Origin of the sequence: Acidovorax delafieldii, assembly GCF_007993815.1 — a bacterium.
In the GTDB taxonomy this organism is placed as follows: Bacteria; Pseudomonadota; Gammaproteobacteria; order Burkholderiales; family Burkholderiaceae_C; genus Acidovorax; species Acidovorax delafieldii.
In genome coordinates, this window is the sequence record NZ_VJWE01000019.1 from 111,376 (window position 1) to 128,544 (window position 17,169).

Sequence of the window (17,169 nt, forward strand, 5' to 3'; positions counted from 1 at the left end):
TGTTTGCAGGTCCGGCTCGCCAGGGATCTTGGTCCGGCTGCCAATGCATGCAGCCCGGTGATCTGTGGGAATTATGACAGGAAAAAATGCGGGGGCCTCAGGGGCGCAAGGTGTGAGGTTGCGCAACTGCCAGCCTGTTGTTTCCCCGCAGGTCTATCGCTTAACAAAAAAGCCCCATCGGCAGTCGTACCGAGGGGGCTTGGGGCAGTGGGTCAGGCCAGTTGTTGGTCGATGAAGGCGGTCAACTGGGCCTTGCTCATCGCGCCGACCTTGGTGGCTGCCAGTTGGCCATCCTTGAACAGCATCAGGGTGGGGATGCCGCGGATGCCGAACTTGGCGGGGATTTCGCGGTTCTCGTCCACGTTCATCTTGGCGATCTGCAGCTTGCCTTGGTAGGTGCCTGCGACTTCGTCCAGGATGGGAGCAATCATCTTGCAGGGGCCGCACCACTCAGCCCAGTAGTCCACCAGCACGGCGGAGCCCGGTTGGAGCACGTCGGCTTCAAAGCTGGCGTCGGAGACATGTTTGATGAGTTCGCTGGCCATGGCGGAATTCCTTGATTTTGGGCGGGTTGCGACCGGTGTACGTTTAAAGTCTGGGCATTGTGACAGAAACCAATCCCACGTTCACCGGTGTGGCCGGGTCTTGCGACGCTATGACAGTCATAGCGAAAAGCGATCAAACCAGTGGATTTGCGGCCGCAAGCACCGCCCTGTGGCAAAGCGCACTGGCCCAGGTGGCCGCGCATGCCCAAGCCCATGGTGCTCACTTGGCGCGCACGGTGGTGCTGGTGCCCTACGCCCAGCTCATGCCCTGGGCGCAGCGCCATTGGGTTCAGCAGTTCCCGCAGAGCTTTGCACCACGTTTTGAAACCACCCGCAACTGGGCCCGCCAGCTGCAAGCGTTTGAGCCCACGGGCGACGACCTGGCGGGCGACGTTGCGCGCGACACGCTCACCGCCCGCACCTTGCTCGATCGCGTGGGGCAGGGCGGGCAGCGCGAAGTGCTGGCCACGCCACTGCAGGAGGCTGCAGCCCAATTGGCCCCGGTGATTGCTGCCGTGTCCCCAGCCCTACGTGCTGCCTGGGGTGACGAGGCTAGGAAGCTGCTGGCCACGCCGGAAGAAGGTACCGCCCTGCATTACGAGGCCCTGGTGGCTCGCCTGGCGCTGGAATGGGCACTGGCATCGCGCTACGCGACCGACGTGCTTTTTGAGCCCGGCGTTCGCGGGGCGGTGGATGCGCTGGTGGTGCTGGAGGGATTTCAGTCTGACACGCTGACCCGGGCTCTGCAGGCGCATTGGGGCGAACAAGGTTTGTGCATTGCACTCCCCGCGTTGGTCGGTGATGCGGGTTCACCACCGCAGTGGGCCCTGCACGCCGCAACGGACGCCGAAGACGAGGCGCACCGTGCTGCGGCCTGTGTGCTGCGTCATGTCGAGCAGGGGCGGGTGCCCGTGGCCCTCGCGGCCACTGACCGCGCACTGATCCGCCGCGTCCTGGCCCACCTGGACAGCAGTGGCGTATTGGTGCGCGACGAAAGCGGCTGGATTCTGTCCACCACGCGCGCCGCTTCACGGGTCATGGCCGTGCTGCAGGCCGCTGCGTGGAATGCCTCTTCCAACGAGGTGCTGGACTGGGTCAAACACACCCCAGCGCTGATGCCTGGCGAGGTCAATCGCCTGGAGCAATGGCTGCGCAAAGGTGTGGTGCAGCACTGGAGCGCCGCCGCCCAGTGGGGTTTGAAGGGCGACGTGGGTGCGCAGCCCCACCTGGCCCGCACCGTGGCCACCGTAGAAGCATGGCGCAACACCCTGCGCGCTGCACGGCCGCTGGCGCAGTGGCTACCCGCTTTGCGCACGGTGCTGGAGCAGGCCGGCCAATGGCAGGGTCTGCAGGCCGACCCTGCTGGCATGCGGGTGCTGGCCGCCCTGCGCCTTCAGGACGGTCAGCAGTCAGAGCTGGACGGCTGGGGCGACAGTGCGGGCCGCCGCATGACATTGGCCGAATTCACCCGTTGGGCCAAAGACGTGCTGGAGGCCGGGCGCTATGTGGCCGCGCAGGCGGCTGGTGCCCCCGTGGTGGTGGTGCCTATGCCGCAACTGCTGGGCCGCCCTTTCGCCGCCGCCGTGTTGCCGGGTTGCGACGAAAAGCGCCTGCAACCTGCTCCCGAACCCGCTGGCGACTGGACACAGGCCCAGCGCGAGGCATGGGGCCTGCCTACGCGCCAGTCGCTGGAGGCTGCCCAGCGTGCCGCCTGGGCCCATGCCCTGCGCACGCCGGTGGTGGATGTGCTGTGGCGCACCGGTGACGAAGGCGGTGAGCCCCTGCTGGCCAGCGCGCTGGTGCTCGCCCTGCAGCTGCATCGTGCCGCCCTGCCGGGAGCCGATGAGCGCGGTGCGCGCGAGGTGGTCGCCACTCCCACGCTACGCCCCTTGCCCGTGGGCCAGGCGCTGCCGGTGACCCACCTGTCATCCACGGCGTATTCCGATTTGCGCCACTGTCCTTACCGCTTCTTTGCCCAGCGCCAACTGGGCCTGCGCGAGGCCGACGAGCTGGATGCCGAAGTGGACAAGCGGGACTTTGGCACCTGGCTGCACGCGGTACTGCAGCATTTTCATGAAGCCTTGCTGGCGGAGCCGACCGATGGTCTGGATGAGCGCCGCGTGCGCATGGACGCCGCCGCCGAGGCCGTCACCCGCGAGCAGCGTTTGCAGGACGGCGACTTTCTGCCCTTTGCCGCGGGCTGGACGCAACTGCGCGACGGCTACCTGCAATGGCTGGCAGGGCATGAGCAACAGGGCGCCACCTTCCGCCAGGCCGAGTTCAAGGCCCGTCAGCCGCTGGGCGATCTGGAACTCATCGGCACCATCGACCGCATCGATGGGGTCTCGTCCACCGGCGAGCCTGCGGTACTGGTGATTGACTACAAGACCGAAAGCGACAGCGTGACCCGCCAGCGCATCAAGTCCGGTGCGGAGGACACCCAACTTGCTTTTTACGCAGCCTTGTTGAGCCACGACACCCTGCGAGCGGCTTATGTCAACGTAGGCGAGCGCGGCGAGACACAGCTGCACGAACAAGACGAGGTGGTGCACCTGCGCGATGTGCTCATCGAAGGCATCCAGCACGACATGGCCCGCATCGCCGCCGGCGCGCCGCTGCCCGCGCTGGGCGAGGGATCGGTGTGCGAGTTCTGCGCCGTGCGCGGCCTGTGCCGCAAGGACTACTGGGCGGACGCTGAACAGGCGTTGCCCGCGCAAGAGACGCCATGACCGAGAGCCATTCCCCACCCGCCCAGGCCGCTTACGAACACAACGGCCGCCCCGTATCGCGCGAGGCCTTCTACGCCATCGCCTGTGACCCCGCGCGCAGCGTGGCGGTGGAGGCCTGCGCCGGTGCGGGCAAGACCTGGATGCTGGTTTCGCGCATGCTGCGGGCGCTGCTCGACGGCTGCGCGCCGCACGAAATCCTGGCCATCACCTTCACCAAGAAGGCGGCCGGGGAGATGCGCCAGCGTTTGCAGGAGTGGCTGGAGCAGTACAGCCACAAGCCGCTCGAAGAACTCACTGCCGAGCTGATTGCAAGGGGAATCAGCCCCCAAGGTGCACTGGAAAAGCGCGAGGCGCTACAAAATCTATACCGCCAGCTGCTCACTGCAGGCCGCCCGGTGCAGATCCGCACCTTCCACAGCTGGTTTGCCGCGCTGCTGGGCACGGCGCCGCTGGCGCTGCTGCAACAACAAGACCTGCCCGCGCACTTTGAGCTGCTCGAAGACGATGCCGAGGCGGTGCGCGAGGTCTGGCCCCCGTTTCTGCAGACCGTGGCCGACAGCGCCAGCCTGCGTGCCGACTACGAAGCCGTGGTGGCCCGCCATGGCCGCTCGCAAACGCACAAGGCCCTGGCAGCGGCGCTGGCCAAGCGGGTGGAGTTCGATCTGGCCGACGAGGCGGGCGTGGTGGATGCCTCGGTGCCGCCGTTCCAGCAGGCCTACCCCGAACTGGCCGCGTTGGCCGAGCCCGCCGATGCTTTGCAGACCGACGCTGCTCTTCAGCGCTGGCGCAGCCGTGCCAGCGCGCTGGGCGCCGAGGCCAACAAGACCCCCCAAAAGGCGGCCGACGCCATCATCGACGCGCTGGGCTGCACCGACCTGAACCAGCGCCTGGACCAATTGCGCCGTGCGATGTTCGTGGCCAAGGAAGACCGCCTCTCCAAGAACCTCGAGAAGTTCCCCGCTGCGCAAGAAGCCGAGCCCGAGCTGCAGCGCCTGCTCACCGCCCGCCGCCAGCACGAGGCCTGGCAGCACCAGCAGCGCATGGCCCGGCTGGCGCGTTGCCTCATCGCGCAGTTTGTGGCCGTCAAGCAGCAGCACGGCTGGGTGGACATGAACGATGTGGAGCGCACGGCCCTGGTCATGCTGGCGGACCCGGTGCTGTCGGGCTGGGTGCAGGAGCGGCTCGATGCCCGCATTCGCCACCTGCTGGTCGACGAGTTTCAGGACACCAACCCGCTGCAGTGGCAGGCGCTGCACGCCTGGCTGTCGGGCTATGCGGGCTCGGGCGGCGGGTCTACCGCGCCCAGCGTGTTCATCGTGGGCGACCCCAAGCAGAGCATCTACCGCTTTCGCCGCGCCGAGCCGCAGGTGTTCATCGCCGCGCAGGCTTTTGTGCGCGATGGGCTCGGTGGGGACCTGCTGAGCTGCGACCACACACGCCGCAACGCGCAGGGCGTGATCGGCGCCGTCAACGCCGTGATGGGCGAGGCCCAGGCGCAGCACGAAACGAGTGGTTTTCGTGATCACACCTCCGAATCCAAACACCCCGGCCAGTTGCTGCGCCTGCCCGCCATCACCGATGCGGACGACGACAGCCAAGGCGCAGCCCGCGACGCCCTGGCCTGGCGCGACAGCCTGACCGAACCCCGGCACGAGGCCGAAGAAACCCAGCGCATGCGCGAATGCACCCAGGCCGCCGCCTGGGTGGCCGCGCAGATCGCCAGCGGCACGCCGCCCAAGGAGGTGCTGGTGCTGGCCCGCAAGCGCGACCGCCTGGCCAGCATGCAAGACGCCCTGCGCGCCCTGCACCTGCCCTGTGTGCAGCCCGAAAAAGCCGACCTGTTTGACGCGCCCGAGGTGCAGGACATGGTGGCGCTGCTCGACGCGCTGGTGTCGCCCACACACGACTTGTCTTTGGCCCGCGCGCTCAAGTCACCCCTGTTTGGCCTGGGCGACGACGCGCTGGTCGCGCTGGCGTTGTTGCGCCGCCAGCCGGAACACGCGGGCTGTAGCTGGTTTGAGTTGCTATTGAAAAGTGAGCTTGTGGCGCATGAATATCAAGCGCTTGGAGCCGTTTTGGCCCAATATCAGACGTGGGTGGGTACTTTGCCGCCCCACGACGCGCTGCACACCATTTACGAACACGGTGACGTGCTGGCCCGCTTCGCTGCCGCAGCACCGGTCACCCAGCGCCAGTCCGTGCAGGCCAATCTGCGCGCACTGCTGGCGGCATCGCTGCAGCACGACGGGGGGCGTTACCTCACGCCCTATGCCTTTGTGCGGGCCATGAAAAAGGGCGGTGTGCGCGCCCCAGGCCGGGCGGATGCGCAGGCCATCCGCTTGCTGACGGTGCACGGTGCCAAGGGGCTGGAGGCCGATTGCGTGCTGCTGCTCGATACCGACACCCGTCCACAAAAGGCCGAGACCATGGGCGTGCTGGTGGACTGGCCTGGCGAGCAGGCCGTGCCGTCTGCCTTCGTCTTTTTGGCCAGCGAATCGACCCCCCCACCCAGCGCAGTGGATGCGCTCGCCGCCGAGCAGCAGGCCCGCAGCCGCGAGGAACTGAACATGCTCTACGTGGCCATGACGCGTGCCAAGCATTGCCTGGCCCTGTCGTCTGTGCAGCCCGGTAACTCGGCCCCCGGCAGTTGGTGGAATCGGCTCGCTCCCTTGGTCACTGAAGTGGACACGCAGGCGTTGGCCCCCGCAGAACATGCCGTGGCGGCCGTAGCGCCCGCCCAGACCTTCACCATCCCCTGCCTGCCCGCGCTGCCCGAGGCGCTGCAAAGTGCGCGCGTGCAAACCGATGCGGGATTGCCGGGCGACAGCCCTGTGGCCATGCCGGGCGACGGAGAGTCCACCCCCTTGTCGCGCCAGGGCGATGCCATGCACCAGCTGCTGGAGCAAGCCGGCGTGGCTGGTGCCCCACTGGCCGACTTGCGCGCCCAGGGTTGGGCTGCCGCGCGCATTGCCCGCCTGGCTCTGGACCACGACATTGCCCCCGCTGCCGCCGAGTTGGCTGCCCGCATGGCGCAGGCCATTCTGGCGGGCGAGGGGGCCTGGGCGTGGGACGCTGCCCTGGTACAGACCGCCATCAACGAAGCCCCGCTGCACTACCAGGGGCAGAGCCTGCGCATCGACCGCTTGGTGCAGCGCCGCGCTGCACACGCTGGCGATGCAGAGGCCGGCTGGTGGGTGCTGGATTACAAAAGCGCCACCCAACCCCAGCGCCAGCAGGCACTGGTGGCCCAGTTGCAGCGTTACCGCGAAGCCGTACAGGCCCTGATGCCGGGCGAGGTGGTGCATGCCGCCTTTCTCACGGGCGATGGGCGGTTGGTAATGGTGGGCGATGCGCAGGGCTCAGCAGGGGCATCGGCGGCCAAGGCCCTTGTGGTGGGGCATACTCGCCCGCCCGTTGCCCCCATTGCGCCGGTTGCCCCAGCACAACCAGAGCGCGCGCCCACCGCGCCAGGCCCTGCGGATTCTCCGCAAGGCTCCCTGTTCTGACGTGCCGCCCCCGCGACGCGCTTCTTTATTCAGCAAGGCCCTCACGTGTCCCACCCCCTTCTTCCTTCCGATACATCCCCTGCACTTGCCCAGTCTGCGGAGGCTTTGCAGTGCGACGTGGCCGTCATCGGCGGTGGCCCTGCGGGGCTCATGGCCGCAGAGGTGTTGGCCCAGGCGGGAGTGGCCGTGCACGTGTTTGACGCCATGCCTTCGGTGGGCCGCAAGTTTTTGCTCGCGGGCAAGGGCGGGCTCAACCTCACGCATTCCGAGCCGCATGCGCCTTTTGTGAGTCGCTATGCCGGGCGCGAACCACAGATTGAGCCCCTGATTCAGGCTTTTGGCGGCCCCGAGATACGCGCTTGGGCGCAGAGGCTGGGAGTGGAGACCTTTGTGGGCACTTCGGGCCGTGTGTTTCCCACCGACATGAAGGCCGCGCCGTTGCTGCGCGCCTGGCTGCAGCGCCTGCGCGGGCAAGGCGTGCTGTTCCACATGCGCCACCGCTGGCTGGGCTGGGCCGAGGATGGCGCTCTGCGCTTGGCTGCACCGGCTGGCGAGGTGCGGGTGGTCGCTAAGGCGGTGGTGCTGGCGCTGGGCGGCGGCAGCTGGGCGCGCCTGGGGTCTGATGGTGCCTGGGTGCCGCTGCTGGCACAGCAGGGTGTGGCCGTGGCTCCGCTGCGCCCGTCCAACTGCGGCTTTGATGTGCTGCGTGCAGACGCACCTGCGGGCGAGACGCGCCGCGCCTTTCTGCAGGAGCTGCTGGGCCGCATGCCTGCGCCCACCGTGGGCTGGACGCCGCATTTTGCCGAGAAGTTTGTGGGCCAGCCCTTCAAGACTGTGGCGCTCAGCTTTACCGACAGCCGGGGCCACAGCTTCAGTCGTCGGGGCGAGTTTGTGGTCACGGCCACAGGGGTGGAGGGCAGCCTGGTCTATGCCGCCTCGCACCTGCTGCGCGACGAGGTGGAGGCCCATGGCCACGCCACGTTCCACCTCGACCTGCTGCCCGACCATGCGCCTGAGCGCGTGCTGGTGGAAGTGCGCCACCCGCGCGGTTCCCGGTCGCTCTCCAGCCACCTCAAGAGCCGCCTGGGCCTGGATGGCATCAAGGCGGGCGTCCTGTATGAACACCTGGGCAAGGACGGCATGAACGACCCCGTGGCCCTGGCCCACGCGATCAAGGCGCTGCCCATCACCGTGGTGGCTGCGCGCCCGCTGGACGAGGCCATCAGCACGGCGGGCGGTGTGGCTTTTGAAGCGATGGACGCACACCTCATGGCGACGGCGTTACCAGGTGTGTTCTGCGCGGGAGAAATGCTGGACTGGGAGGCGCCCACCGGGGGCTATCTGCTGACCGCCAGCATGGCCAGCGGCCGTGTGGCGGGAGAGGGGGCGCTGCGCTGGCTAGGGCAGTCCGCAGGGGCTTGAGCGGCCGCTGAAGCGCACGGCGCGCTGTGGAAATACTGGAGAGAGGGAAGTTTTTGCGCGACCGCGCAAAAAGAAAGAAGAAGTTGACGAGCCTTACCCCCGGCACTGACTCCACAGTTAGGGCTGCTTGGTTCCCCACCTGACCCGGTTGGCCGCTTCACCATGCGAGGAGGCCCGTCACCGCTGATTGTACGTCGGATGGAGGCCCTGATTTTTCAGTGGCTGTTTTGTTTGCCCTGGTGGCGCCAGGGGCGCATGGCCCAGCCCGTAGAATCGACCGCATGTCCTACCTCGTGCTCGCCCGCAAGTACCGTCCCCGCAATTTCACCGAGATGGTGGGGCAGGAACATGTGGTCCAAGCCTTGTCGAATGCGCTGACCCAGCAGCGCCTGCACCACGCCTACCTGTTTACCGGTACGCGCGGCGTGGGCAAGACCACGGTGTCGCGCATCCTGGCCAAGTCGCTCAACTGCCAGGGGGCGGACGGCAATGGCGGCATCACCGCTACGCCCTGCGGCGTGTGCCAGGCCTGCACCGACATCGACAGCGGCCGCTTTGTGGACTACACCGAGCTGGACGCGGCCTCCAACCGGGGCGTGGACGAAGTGCAAAGCCTGCTGGAGCAGGCGGTCTACAAGCCGGTGCAGGGGCGCTTCAAGGTCTTCATGATCGACGAAGTGCACATGCTGACCAACACGGCGTTCAACGCCATGCTCAAGACGCTGGAAGAGCCGCCTGAGTATCTCAAGTTTGTGCTGGCCACGACCGACCCGCAGAAGGTGCCGGTCACGGTGCTGAGCCGCTGCCTGCAGTTCAACCTGCGCCCCATGGCGCCTGAAACCGTCCTCTCGCACCTCACGCAGGTGCTGGCGACCGAGAACGTGCCTGCCGAGCCCCAGGCGCTGCGCTTGCTCTCACGCGCTGCGCGGGGCTCCATGCGCGATGCACTGTCGCTGACCGACCAGGCCATTGCCTTCGGTAGCGGCCAGCTGCAGGAAGCCGGTGTGCGCCAGATGCTGGGTGCGGTGGACCGCTCCTATGTGTTCCGGCTCATCGAAGCGCTCGCCCAGGGTGACGGGAAAACCGTGGTGGAGACCTCGGACACTCTGCGCATGAACGGGCTGTCTGCCGCCTCCACGCTCGAAGAGATGAGTGCCGTACTGCAGCGCATGGCCGTGTTCCAGGCCGTGCCCCAGATGGCAGGTGCCGTGGACGCAGATGACCCCGAGGCTGCTGAAACAGCCCGCCTGTCTGCACTGATGCCCGCCGATGAAACGCAGTTGCTCTACAGCCTGTGCCTGCACGGGCGCGGCGAGTTGGGCCTGGCGCCCGACGAGTACGCGGCACTCACCATGGTGCTGCTGCGTCTGCTGGCCTTCAAGCCTGCCAGCGGCGTCGGCGAATCGGCTGAAAAAAAAACTCTGACGCGGGCTGAAACGCCCCCCTCAGGCGCTGTTGCATCAACTGCAGCAGCCCCTGCTGCAGTGGTGGCCACGCCAGGGCCTGTGGGAGGGGCAGCGGTGAAGCCCCCCCAGGCCCTGCCTGTGCCGTCGGCGCCTGCAGCTCCGGTGCGTGCTGCCCCGCCAGTCCCGTCTGCGGCCCCCGCGCCTGCAGTCCCGGCCCCCGTTCCGGCAGTGGCTGCAGGCACCGCATCTTCTGGCGCCGGAGACCATCCATCAGAGTCGTTCAACGATTCTGAGCCACCTCCATGGCCGGGTTCTGACGAGTCCGGTACGGTGACCACTGCGGCTGCGCCCGCTGCCACGGCGTTGCCGGTACGCACCACCGAGAGGTTTGATCAAAATCCCGGTGTAGCGCAATCATTCAAAGCACAGAATGCTCCTGAATATGTAGCAATCCCAGTGCGTGAGTCCCCGGAGCCCGGCGAACGGTTGCAGCCGCTTCCACTGTCTGCCCCGACCCCGGTATCTGCCCGCTACACCCCCACCGAAGAGGGGGACGTCTGGCATGCCACGGTGCAGCAACTGGTGGCAGCAGAGGCCATCACGGCGCTGGTGCGCGAACTGGCCCTGCAGTCACAGCTGGTGGCGCGCGACGGTGGTCACTGGCTGTTGCGCGTCGAGCGCGAGTCGCTCAACCAGCCCACGGCGCGCGAGCGCCTGCGTGCGGCCCTTGAAGCTGCGGGCCATGCGACCCAGATCAGCGTGGAAGTGGGCGTGGTCATCGACAGCCCCGCCCGTCGCAACGCCGCCGCCGCCGCCGAGCGCCAACGCCGCGCGGAAGAAATCGTGCACAACGATCCCTTCGTGCAATCGCTGATGCGTGACTACGGCGCGAGAATCGTGCCGGGCAGTATCAAACCTGCATGACGGACAACCTCTGATACTCATTTCACTAGAAACTGAAAAGGAAACCACACCATGTTCAACAAAGGACAACTCGCCGGCCTCATGAAGCAAGCCCAGGCGATGCAGGACAACCTCAAGAAGGCCCAGGACGAACTGGCTTTTATCGAGGTGGAGGGTGAATCGGGCGCGGGTCTGGTGAAGGTGGTCATGACCTGCAAGCACGACGTCAAGCGCATCACCATCGACCCGAGCCTGCTGGCCGAAGACAAGGACATGCTGGAAGACCTGGTGGCGGCTGCGTTCAATGCGGCGGTGCGCAAGGCGGAGGAGACATCTTCGGAGAAGATGGGCAAGCTGACGCAAGGTATGCCAGGCCTCCCCGGCGGCATGAAATTCCCTTTCTGAGGGTTGGCTACCGAGCGGGCCATCTGCGTCGTTGGGCGGTGCTCGCCATCCTCACGTACTTCAAGTACGTTCCGGTGGCTGTGCTCCGTCCGCCTAGCAGCTGATCCCGCTCGCTACGCCCTTGAGGGCGGGGTGTGAAGGCAAGGACCACATGCCTGTTGTTTTGCTGGCATCCTTTGGGGCTGAGCTTGTCGAAGCCTTGCCCCGCTCGTTCCTCACATCTTTCCTGCATCGCTCGTTTCCATGTCCACCACCAACTCCCTCGACGTTCTGATCCAGGCGCTGCGCCGGTTGCCGGGAGTGGGGGTGAAGTCTGCGCAGCGCATGGCGTTCCATCTGCTGCAGCATGATCGCGAAGGGGCGCAGGCCCTGTCGCGGGCGCTCTCGGAAGCGGTGGGCACGGTGCACCACTGCGCGCGTTGTCATACGTTCACCGAGGCGGAGGTGTGCAGCACCTGTCTGGACCCTGACCGCGATGCCACGCGGCTGTGCGTGGTGGAGACGCCCGCTGACCAGTCTGCGCTGGAGCGCACGGGGGCCTTCAAGGGGTTGTACTTCGTGTTGATGGGGCGGCTCAGCCCGCTCGATGGTGTCGGTCCCAAGGAGATCGGCCTGCACAAGCTCATGGAGCGCGCCACGGATGGCACCGTTCAGGAGGTGATCCTGGCCACCAACTTCAATGCCGAGGGGGAGGCGACTGCGCATGTGATCAGCGAGGCCCTGAAGAGCCGTGGGTTGCATGTCACGCGGCTCGCGCGCGGCGTGCCTGTCGGCAGTGAGCTGGAGTACGTGGACCTGGGAACGATCGCGCATGCGCTGGTGGATCGCCGGTGACGCCAGGGCGCCTGCCAGCCCGTCGTCCCGACAATGTCTGCGGCTAAAATACTCTCAATTTAATAGCTACCAGCGCTTGTATTTGCTGCGCTGTTGCCCTCAAAAGCCTCGAAAATGAATACCACCTTGCACGTCGCGCGGTTCACCGTGGCCTATTGGTGCGTGCTGTTCGCAGCACTGCTGCCCATCGCTTGTGCCTGGTTGGCCAAAAGTGGCAACTTTGGCAAGTCCCGCAAAGAAGGCGGTTTTGACAACCACGATCCGCGCGGCTGGCTCTCGCGGCAGACCGACTGGCGCGGACGTGCCAACGCAGCGCAGGCCAACAGCTTTGAAGCGCTGCCGTTCTTCATCGGCGCGGTCATCATTGCGCACCTGCTGGGCGCTGGGCAGACGTTGCTGGACCTGCTGGCGTTGTTGTATGTCTTCCTGCGCATCTTCTACGTGATGATGTACGTGGCCGACATGCCGATGGCCCGCAGCGCAGTCTGGGCCGGTGGTTTTCTGGTCAATATTGCCATCCTGTTCATCGGGTACCGTTGAGCGCCCCGGGTGCGCGCCATCCGTCTTGCGGTGTGCTGCGGTTGAAGGCTGTCTATCGCGGTACGTAGTAACCCGCAGGGATTCACCCTGATGCGGTTTCGTCTGTGCTGCGGCACGATTGTTGCAATGCAGCATTGTCTTTTTGCCTGATTCCATGTCCCTGCCTCCACTCACCCGCCGCGCCTTTGGCGCTGTATCTGCCTTGTCGGCGGCTGCGGTGTGGGCGCCTGCCATCCGGGTGCGTGCGCAGACCGATGGTGCTGCTCTCGGGCGAGTGACCGTGGCGGTCGGAGGGCAGGGCGTTCTGTACCACCTGCCGCTGGCGCTGGCCGATGCGCTGGGGTACTTCCGCCTCGAAGGCCTGGACGTGGTGGTGCGGGACTATTCGGCGGGAGCGCATGCTTGGCAGGCGGTACAGGACGGTGCGGCAGATGTCTGTTCCGGTGCCTTCGAGCACGTGTTGCGTGCGCAGGCGCGAGGTCATGCGTACCGCGCGCTGGTGCTGCAGGGGCGGGCCCCGCAGCTGGCGCTGGGTGTGTCACTGCGGTCGGTGCCTGCGTACAAGGACCTGGGTGACCTCGCGGGGCGCAAGGTGGGTGTGTCGTCGGTGGGCTCATCCACTCATCTGGCGGCCAGCCTGATGCTGATGCGTGCGGGCGTGCCGTTGCGCGATGTGGGTTTTGTGGGGGTGGGCTCGGGTACCAATGCCATGAACGCGCTGCGTTCCGGCCAGGTGCATGCACTGTGCCATGCCGATCCCATCATGACCTTGCTGGAGCAGAAGGCGGACACCCGCATCGTGGGCGATCTGCGCTCTCTCAAGGCAGCGCAGGACATGTTCAGTGGCACCATGCCCGCCAGTTGCCTGTATGCCCCGCAGGCCTTCATCCAGAAGCAGCCTGCCCAGGCCCAGGCATTGGTCAATGGCGTTGTGCATGCGCTCAAGTGGCTGCAGACGGCAGCACCGGCAGACCTGGTGAAGGCGGTGCCTCCGGCCTACCTGATGGGCGACCGGGGGCTCTATCTGGCGGCGTTCAGCCGGGTGCGCGAGACCTACTCCACCAACGGACTGATGCCGGACGAAGGTCCGGCTACCGCACTGCGCGTGTTGTCGCGCGTGCTGCCCGAACTGGCCGAGGCCAAGGTCGAACTGGCGCGTACGGCCAGCAACGATCTGGTGCGCAAAGCCCGCCAAAAGTACAGCGTCTGACAAGCCGCTGCGGCGGGAGACCCCAAGAGCCTGCTTACCTCTCCTGCGAGATCGTCAACAGGCTCTGAGGGCCCTGGCATCGACTACAGTGTCAGCCGCCTGCCCACCTGCCACTGCACCGCAATCGCACCGTGCGATACGCATTGCGCAGGCTACACACGCAGCACTTGTGCTGCCCCATTCCCGTGCCATTTTTCAAGGACTATCCACCATGTCGCTGAGCCTCAGCATCGGCCCGCTCGTCTCCCTGATCGCAGGCATCCTCATTCTGGTCATGCCGCGTTTGCTCAGCACCATCGTGGCGCTTTATCTCATCATCATGGGAATCCTGGGGCTGCTGGGCATGCACACGCTCCGGTTCTGATGCATGGGCCCAGCGACCAGCCAAGCAATGCCGGGCTTCGCCGGGCCCAGGTGGCTTTGCTGAGGCGCCTGCGTCTCAGCGGCGCTTGACCTTGGAGGGGGATCCGCCACGCCGCGCAGGCGCTGGAGCCTGGCGTTTGCCCGCGGTGGCGGCCGATGCGCGAGCGCTGCCGCCGCTGCTGCGCGCCTGACTCTGGCGCACCGGCAGGTACACCACAATCTGCTGGCCCACCTTGAATGCAGCATTCGCCCGCACATCGTTCCAGTCCGCCACGTTGGCGGCTGCCAACTTGTAGCGCCGCGCAATGCTGGCCACCGTGTCGCCCTTGCCGGCCCGCACCGTGGTGCGGCGGGTGACGATCTCGGGGGTAAGGCTCAGTTGGCCGTTGTCGGCCAAGTGGGACGACACGTCTTGCCGGGTGGTCGTGGAGCGGGGCACCATCAGCGCCGAGCCTGCTTTGATGAGCATGCGCGGCGGGATGTTGTTCATGCTGCGCAGATCCGCCTCGCTCATGCCGGCACGTTGTGCCGCCTCGGCCACCGTCATGGTGGTGGGTACAGACCACACGGTCCAGCTCGCGTACTGGCCTTCACGCTTGGCCTCCAGGTTGCGCTGGAAGACCTTGGCGTTGTCCCAGGGCAGCAGGATTTGCGGCGTCCCGGCGGCGAGGATCACGGGTCGCTTGTACGACGGGTTGAGGGCACGGAAGTCTTCCTCGCGAATACCCGCCAGTGTGGCCACCAGCGACACATCGATGTCGTGCGTGATGTCCACGGTCTGGAAGTAGGGGTGGTTCTCGATCAGGGGCAACTCTGTGCGGAAGGCATCGGGGTTGGCCACGATGTTCTTGACCGCCTGCAGCTTGGGCACATACATGCGGGTCTCCGCAGGCATGTTCAGGTCGGTGTAAGTGGTGCCCAGTCCCAGCTTCTGGTTGCGGGCAATGGCCCGGCTTACGCTGCCTTCACCCCAGTTATAGGCCGCCAGGGCAAGGTGCCAGTCGCCAAACATGCCGTAGAGTTTTTGCAGGTAGTCGAGTGCCGCCCGGGTGGACGCCAGCACGTCGCGACGGTCGTCGCGGAAGGCGTTCTGCTTGAGGTCGAAATAATTGCCCGTAGCGGGCATGAACTGCCACATGCCTGCGGCCTTGGCGCTCGATACCGCTTGGGGGTTGAACGCGCTTTCAATGTAGGGCAGCAGCGCCAGTTCGGTCGGCATCCCCCGGCGTTCCAGCTCTTCAACAATATGGAACAGGTACTTGCTGGAACGCTCCGTCATGCGCTGCATGTAGTCGGGGCGCGTGGCATACCACTGCTCGCGGTCCTGTACCAGCTCATGCTGCAGGTCGGGCATGGCAAAGCCACGCCGGATGCGGTCCCACAAGTCGGCGGGGGCTGAGAGCGATGCCACCTCGCCACTCGTGGCTTGCGCGGCAGTGATGGGTTTGAGCGGGCCGTTGGGGATGACAGGGGTGTGGGGCGACGCAGGGCCCTTGGTGCTGGTGGTGTTTCCGCTGGCGGACGCCTGGTCGGGCGTCGAGCCCGTAGTGGCGCAGCCTGTCAGCCACAAAAGGCCGGCCAGGCAGGCAATGTGCAAAATTTTCATCGGAACTCGTTTTTCCATTGACGCAGCGCGGCCAGCACCGCTACGGCGTCGTCAAGGGGCACCTGCGCGTCGTAGCCCTGGGCGGCTTGCGCCACCGGGCCCTGCCGCACGCGCAGAAAGGGGTTGATGTCTCGCTCAAGCGCCATGTGCGAAGGCAGTGTGGGCTGGTTCTGCTCCCGCAGGGCTTCGCATTGGCTGCTGTAGTGGAGCAGGGCGGCGTTGCCAGGTTCCACGGCCCGCGCAAACTTCAGGTTAGACAGTGTGTACTCGTGGGTGCAACACACCCGGGTGTTGCCAGGCAGTGCCGCCAGCCGGTCCAGCGAGTCGAGCATTTGCGCAGGTGTGCCTTCAAACAGCCGGCCACAACCGCCTGAGAACAGCGTATCACCACAAAAAAGCAGGGGCGCTCCGTCCATCTCGCGACAGTAGTAGGCAATGTGGCCCGCCGTGTGCCCTGGCACGTCCATGACCTGGAACTGAAACCCCAGCGCGTTGACGGTATCGCCTTGCGCCAGCCGCTCCAGCGGCTCGGGCATGCGCTCCCGCGCTGGGCCATACACCCGTGCACCGGTGGCTTGGCGCAGGGCATCGACTCCGCCGACATGATCGGCATGGTGGTGCGTGACTAGAATGACTTGCAATGACAGGCCCCAGCGGTGCAAGGCCTGCTCCACCGGCGCGGCTTCTCCCGGGTCCACAACGATGGCCTGGCGGCCGTCGTGCAGCATCCAGATGTAGTTGTCGGTAAAGGCGGGCAGCGGTAGCAAGTTCATGAGCGATCAAATTATAGGTTTGCACCACTGGTTCGACTCCCCCCCTGGCCGCTACCTGCTCGCATGGGAGCAGGCACGCTTTGACGAGGCGGTGGCCGATATTTTTGGCTATCACAGTCTCCAGCTCGGCATGCCGCTGCTGGACGGCCTGCGCGCCAACCGCATGCCCCACCAGTGGCTGGCGATGGGGCAGGAGGCCGTGGAGAGCTCCATCGCCTTTGTGGAGACCGGTGATGACGATGGGCCGCTGCAGCGCCGCGCGGTGGACCTGCTCACCGAGCCTGTGGCCTTGCCCTTCCCCGCAGCGAGCCTGGACCTGCTGGTGTTGCCCCACACGCTGGAGTTGAGCATCGACCCCCATGCCGCGCTGCGCGAGGTGGAGCGGGTGCTGGTGCCCGAAGGGCGTGTGGTCATCAGCGGCCTGAACCCCACCAGCCTGTGGGGCCTGCGGCAGCGGCGTGCGCGGCTGTACCAGCGCCTGGGGCGGGGCACGCTGTATCTGCCCGACGTGGGCGAGTTCATCGGCTATCGCCGCCTGCGCGATTGGCTGCGGCTTTTGAACTTCGAGGTCGAATCTGCCCGATTTGGCTGTTATCGTCCAGCGGTGCGCAGCGCGCAGTGGCTGGAGCGTTTTGGCTGGATGGACCCTTTGGGTGAGAAATGGTGGCCCATTCTGGGTGCCGCGTATTTTCTGGTGGCCGTCAAACGGGTGCATGGCATGCGTTTGCTGGAGCCCGCCTGGCGCACCCACCGCCAGCGTGCTGCGGGCACCGTGCCCATCGCCAACCGGGTGTCTCAAAGTGGGGTGAATCCTTCGCGCACTGCGCCCACTGCAGCCCGGCACAAGCCTTGAGCACAGCCTTCCGCGGTTGCCGTGGGCTTCCATGCCCCGTCATGGCAACCATCCACCTCATTGTCAGGAACAGA

Annotated in this window: 13 protein-coding genes and 1 other RNA gene; 10 read left to right on the forward strand and 4 right to left on the reverse strand. The window is 66.1% G+C overall.

The window, feature by feature from the left end:
• Positions 1-212 precede the first annotated feature (212 nt).
• Entirely contained in the window at positions 213-545 is a 333-nt protein-coding gene (trxA, locus tag ATF69_RS22525) for a thioredoxin TrxA (protein WP_008906761.1), read from the reverse strand.
• 110 nt (positions 546-655) lie between these two features.
• Here trxA and ATF69_RS22530 point away from each other — a divergent pair, with 110 nt between their 5' ends.
• The 3 genes from ATF69_RS22530 to ATF69_RS22540 all read left to right on the forward strand — a co-directional run bounded on the left by ATF69_RS22530 (position 656) and on the right by ATF69_RS22540 (position 8,202).
• On the forward strand, positions 656-3,274 hold the full coding sequence (locus ATF69_RS22530) for a PD-(D/E)XK nuclease family protein (protein ID WP_146872353.1): 2,619 nt from the start codon (positions 656-658) through the stop codon (positions 3,272-3,274).
• The gene (locus tag ATF69_RS22535) at positions 3,271-6,780 is read left to right on the forward strand and encodes a UvrD-helicase domain-containing protein (RefSeq protein WP_146872354.1); all 3,510 of its coding nucleotides are present in this window, start codon (positions 3,271-3,273) and stop codon (positions 6,778-6,780) included. The genes ATF69_RS22530 and ATF69_RS22535 overlap by 4 nt, the downstream gene beginning before the upstream one ends.
• 105 nt (positions 6,781-6,885) lie before the next feature.
• On the forward strand, positions 6,886-8,202 hold the full coding sequence (locus ATF69_RS22540) for a TIGR03862 family flavoprotein (RefSeq protein ID WP_146872416.1): 1,317 nt from the start codon (positions 6,886-6,888) through the stop codon (positions 8,200-8,202).
• An 82-nt stretch (positions 8,203-8,284) separates the two neighbouring features.
• Here ATF69_RS22540 and ffs read toward each other — a convergent pair.
• An RNA gene (gene ffs / locus ATF69_RS22545) (signal recognition particle sRNA small type) lies at positions 8,285-8,381 on the reverse strand.
• Between the two features lie 102 nt (positions 8,382-8,483).
• Between ffs and dnaX the strand changes: the two genes are divergently transcribed.
• The 6 genes from dnaX (at position 8,484) to ATF69_RS22575 (ending at position 13,864) form a co-directional block, all read left to right on the forward strand.
• Positions 8,484-10,532: a DNA polymerase III subunit gamma/tau gene (gene dnaX, locus ATF69_RS22550; RefSeq protein WP_146872355.1), complete on the forward strand. Its 2,049-nt coding sequence runs from the start codon at positions 8,484-8,486 to the stop codon at positions 10,530-10,532.
• A gap of 51 nt (positions 10,533-10,583) precedes the next feature.
• Entirely contained in the window at positions 10,584-10,916 is a 333-nt protein-coding gene (locus tag ATF69_RS22555; RefSeq protein ID WP_055398201.1) for a YbaB/EbfC family nucleoid-associated protein, read from the forward strand.
• 243 nt (positions 10,917-11,159) lie between these two features.
• Positions 11,160-11,750: a recombination mediator RecR gene (recR, locus tag ATF69_RS22560; RefSeq protein WP_121943243.1), complete on the forward strand. Its 591-nt coding sequence runs from the start codon at positions 11,160-11,162 to the stop codon at positions 11,748-11,750.
• A 114-nt stretch (positions 11,751-11,864) separates the two neighbouring features.
• The gene (locus ATF69_RS22565) at positions 11,865-12,290 is read left to right on the forward strand and encodes an MAPEG family protein (protein ID WP_056743563.1); all 426 of its coding nucleotides are present in this window, start codon (positions 11,865-11,867) and stop codon (positions 12,288-12,290) included.
• A gap of 154 nt (positions 12,291-12,444) precedes the next feature.
• Positions 12,445-13,500, forward strand: a complete 1,056-nt coding sequence (locus ATF69_RS22570) for an ABC transporter substrate-binding protein (protein WP_121943242.1) — start codon at positions 12,445-12,447, stop codon at positions 13,498-13,500.
• A 211-nt stretch (positions 13,501-13,711) separates the two neighbouring features.
• Entirely contained in the window at positions 13,712-13,864 is a 153-nt protein-coding gene (locus tag ATF69_RS22575; RefSeq protein ID WP_015013605.1) for a DUF3096 domain-containing protein, read from the forward strand.
• A gap of 75 nt (positions 13,865-13,939) precedes the next feature.
• Here ATF69_RS22575 and ATF69_RS22580 read toward each other — a convergent pair whose 3' ends face one another.
• The gene (locus ATF69_RS22580) at positions 13,940-15,469 is read right to left on the reverse strand and encodes a transglycosylase SLT domain-containing protein (protein WP_146872356.1); all 1,530 of its coding nucleotides are present in this window, start codon (positions 15,467-15,469) and stop codon (positions 13,940-13,942) included.
• Entirely contained in the window at positions 15,466-16,242 is a 777-nt protein-coding gene (gloB, locus tag ATF69_RS22585; RefSeq protein ID WP_056743557.1) for a hydroxyacylglutathione hydrolase, read from the reverse strand. The genes ATF69_RS22580 and gloB overlap by 4 nt, the downstream gene beginning before the upstream one ends.
• Here gloB and ATF69_RS22590 point away from each other — a divergent pair.
• Positions 16,241-17,095, forward strand: a complete 855-nt coding sequence (locus tag ATF69_RS22590) for a class I SAM-dependent methyltransferase (protein WP_235511540.1) — start codon at positions 16,241-16,243, stop codon at positions 17,093-17,095. The two genes, gloB and ATF69_RS22590, sit on opposite strands and share 2 nt — an antisense overlap.
• Positions 17,096-17,169: the final 74 nt, after the last annotated feature.

Coding starts and splice junctions, on each gene's coding strand:
- dnaX (WP_146872355.1), top strand. CDS start 8,484: ATGTCCTACCTCGTGCTCGCCCGCAAGTACCGTCCCCGCAATTTCACC.
- ATF69_RS22580 (WP_146872356.1), bottom strand. CDS start 15,469: ATGAAAATTTTGCACATTGCCTGCCTGGCCGGCCTTTTGTGGCTGACA.
- gloB (WP_056743557.1), bottom strand. CDS start 16,242: ATGAACTTGCTACCGCTGCCCGCCTTTACCGACAACTACATCTGGATG.
- trxA (WP_008906761.1), bottom strand. CDS start 545: ATGGCCAGCGAACTCATCAAACATGTCTCCGACGCCAGCTTTGAAGCC.
- ATF69_RS22590 (WP_235511540.1), top strand. CDS start 16,241: ATGAGCGATCAAATTATAGGTTTGCACCACTGGTTCGACTCCCCCCCT.
- ATF69_RS22530 (WP_146872353.1), top strand. CDS start 656: ATGACAGTCATAGCGAAAAGCGATCAAACCAGTGGATTTGCGGCCGCA.
- ATF69_RS22555 (WP_055398201.1), top strand. CDS start 10,584: ATGTTCAACAAAGGACAACTCGCCGGCCTCATGAAGCAAGCCCAGGCG.
- recR (WP_121943243.1), top strand. CDS start 11,160: ATGTCCACCACCAACTCCCTCGACGTTCTGATCCAGGCGCTGCGCCGG.
- ATF69_RS22535 (WP_146872354.1), top strand. CDS start 3,271: ATGACCGAGAGCCATTCCCCACCCGCCCAGGCCGCTTACGAACACAAC.
- ATF69_RS22570 (WP_121943242.1), top strand. CDS start 12,445: ATGTCCCTGCCTCCACTCACCCGCCGCGCCTTTGGCGCTGTATCTGCC.
- ATF69_RS22575 (WP_015013605.1), top strand. CDS start 13,712: ATGTCGCTGAGCCTCAGCATCGGCCCGCTCGTCTCCCTGATCGCAGGC.
- ATF69_RS22565 (WP_056743563.1), top strand. CDS start 11,865: ATGAATACCACCTTGCACGTCGCGCGGTTCACCGTGGCCTATTGGTGC.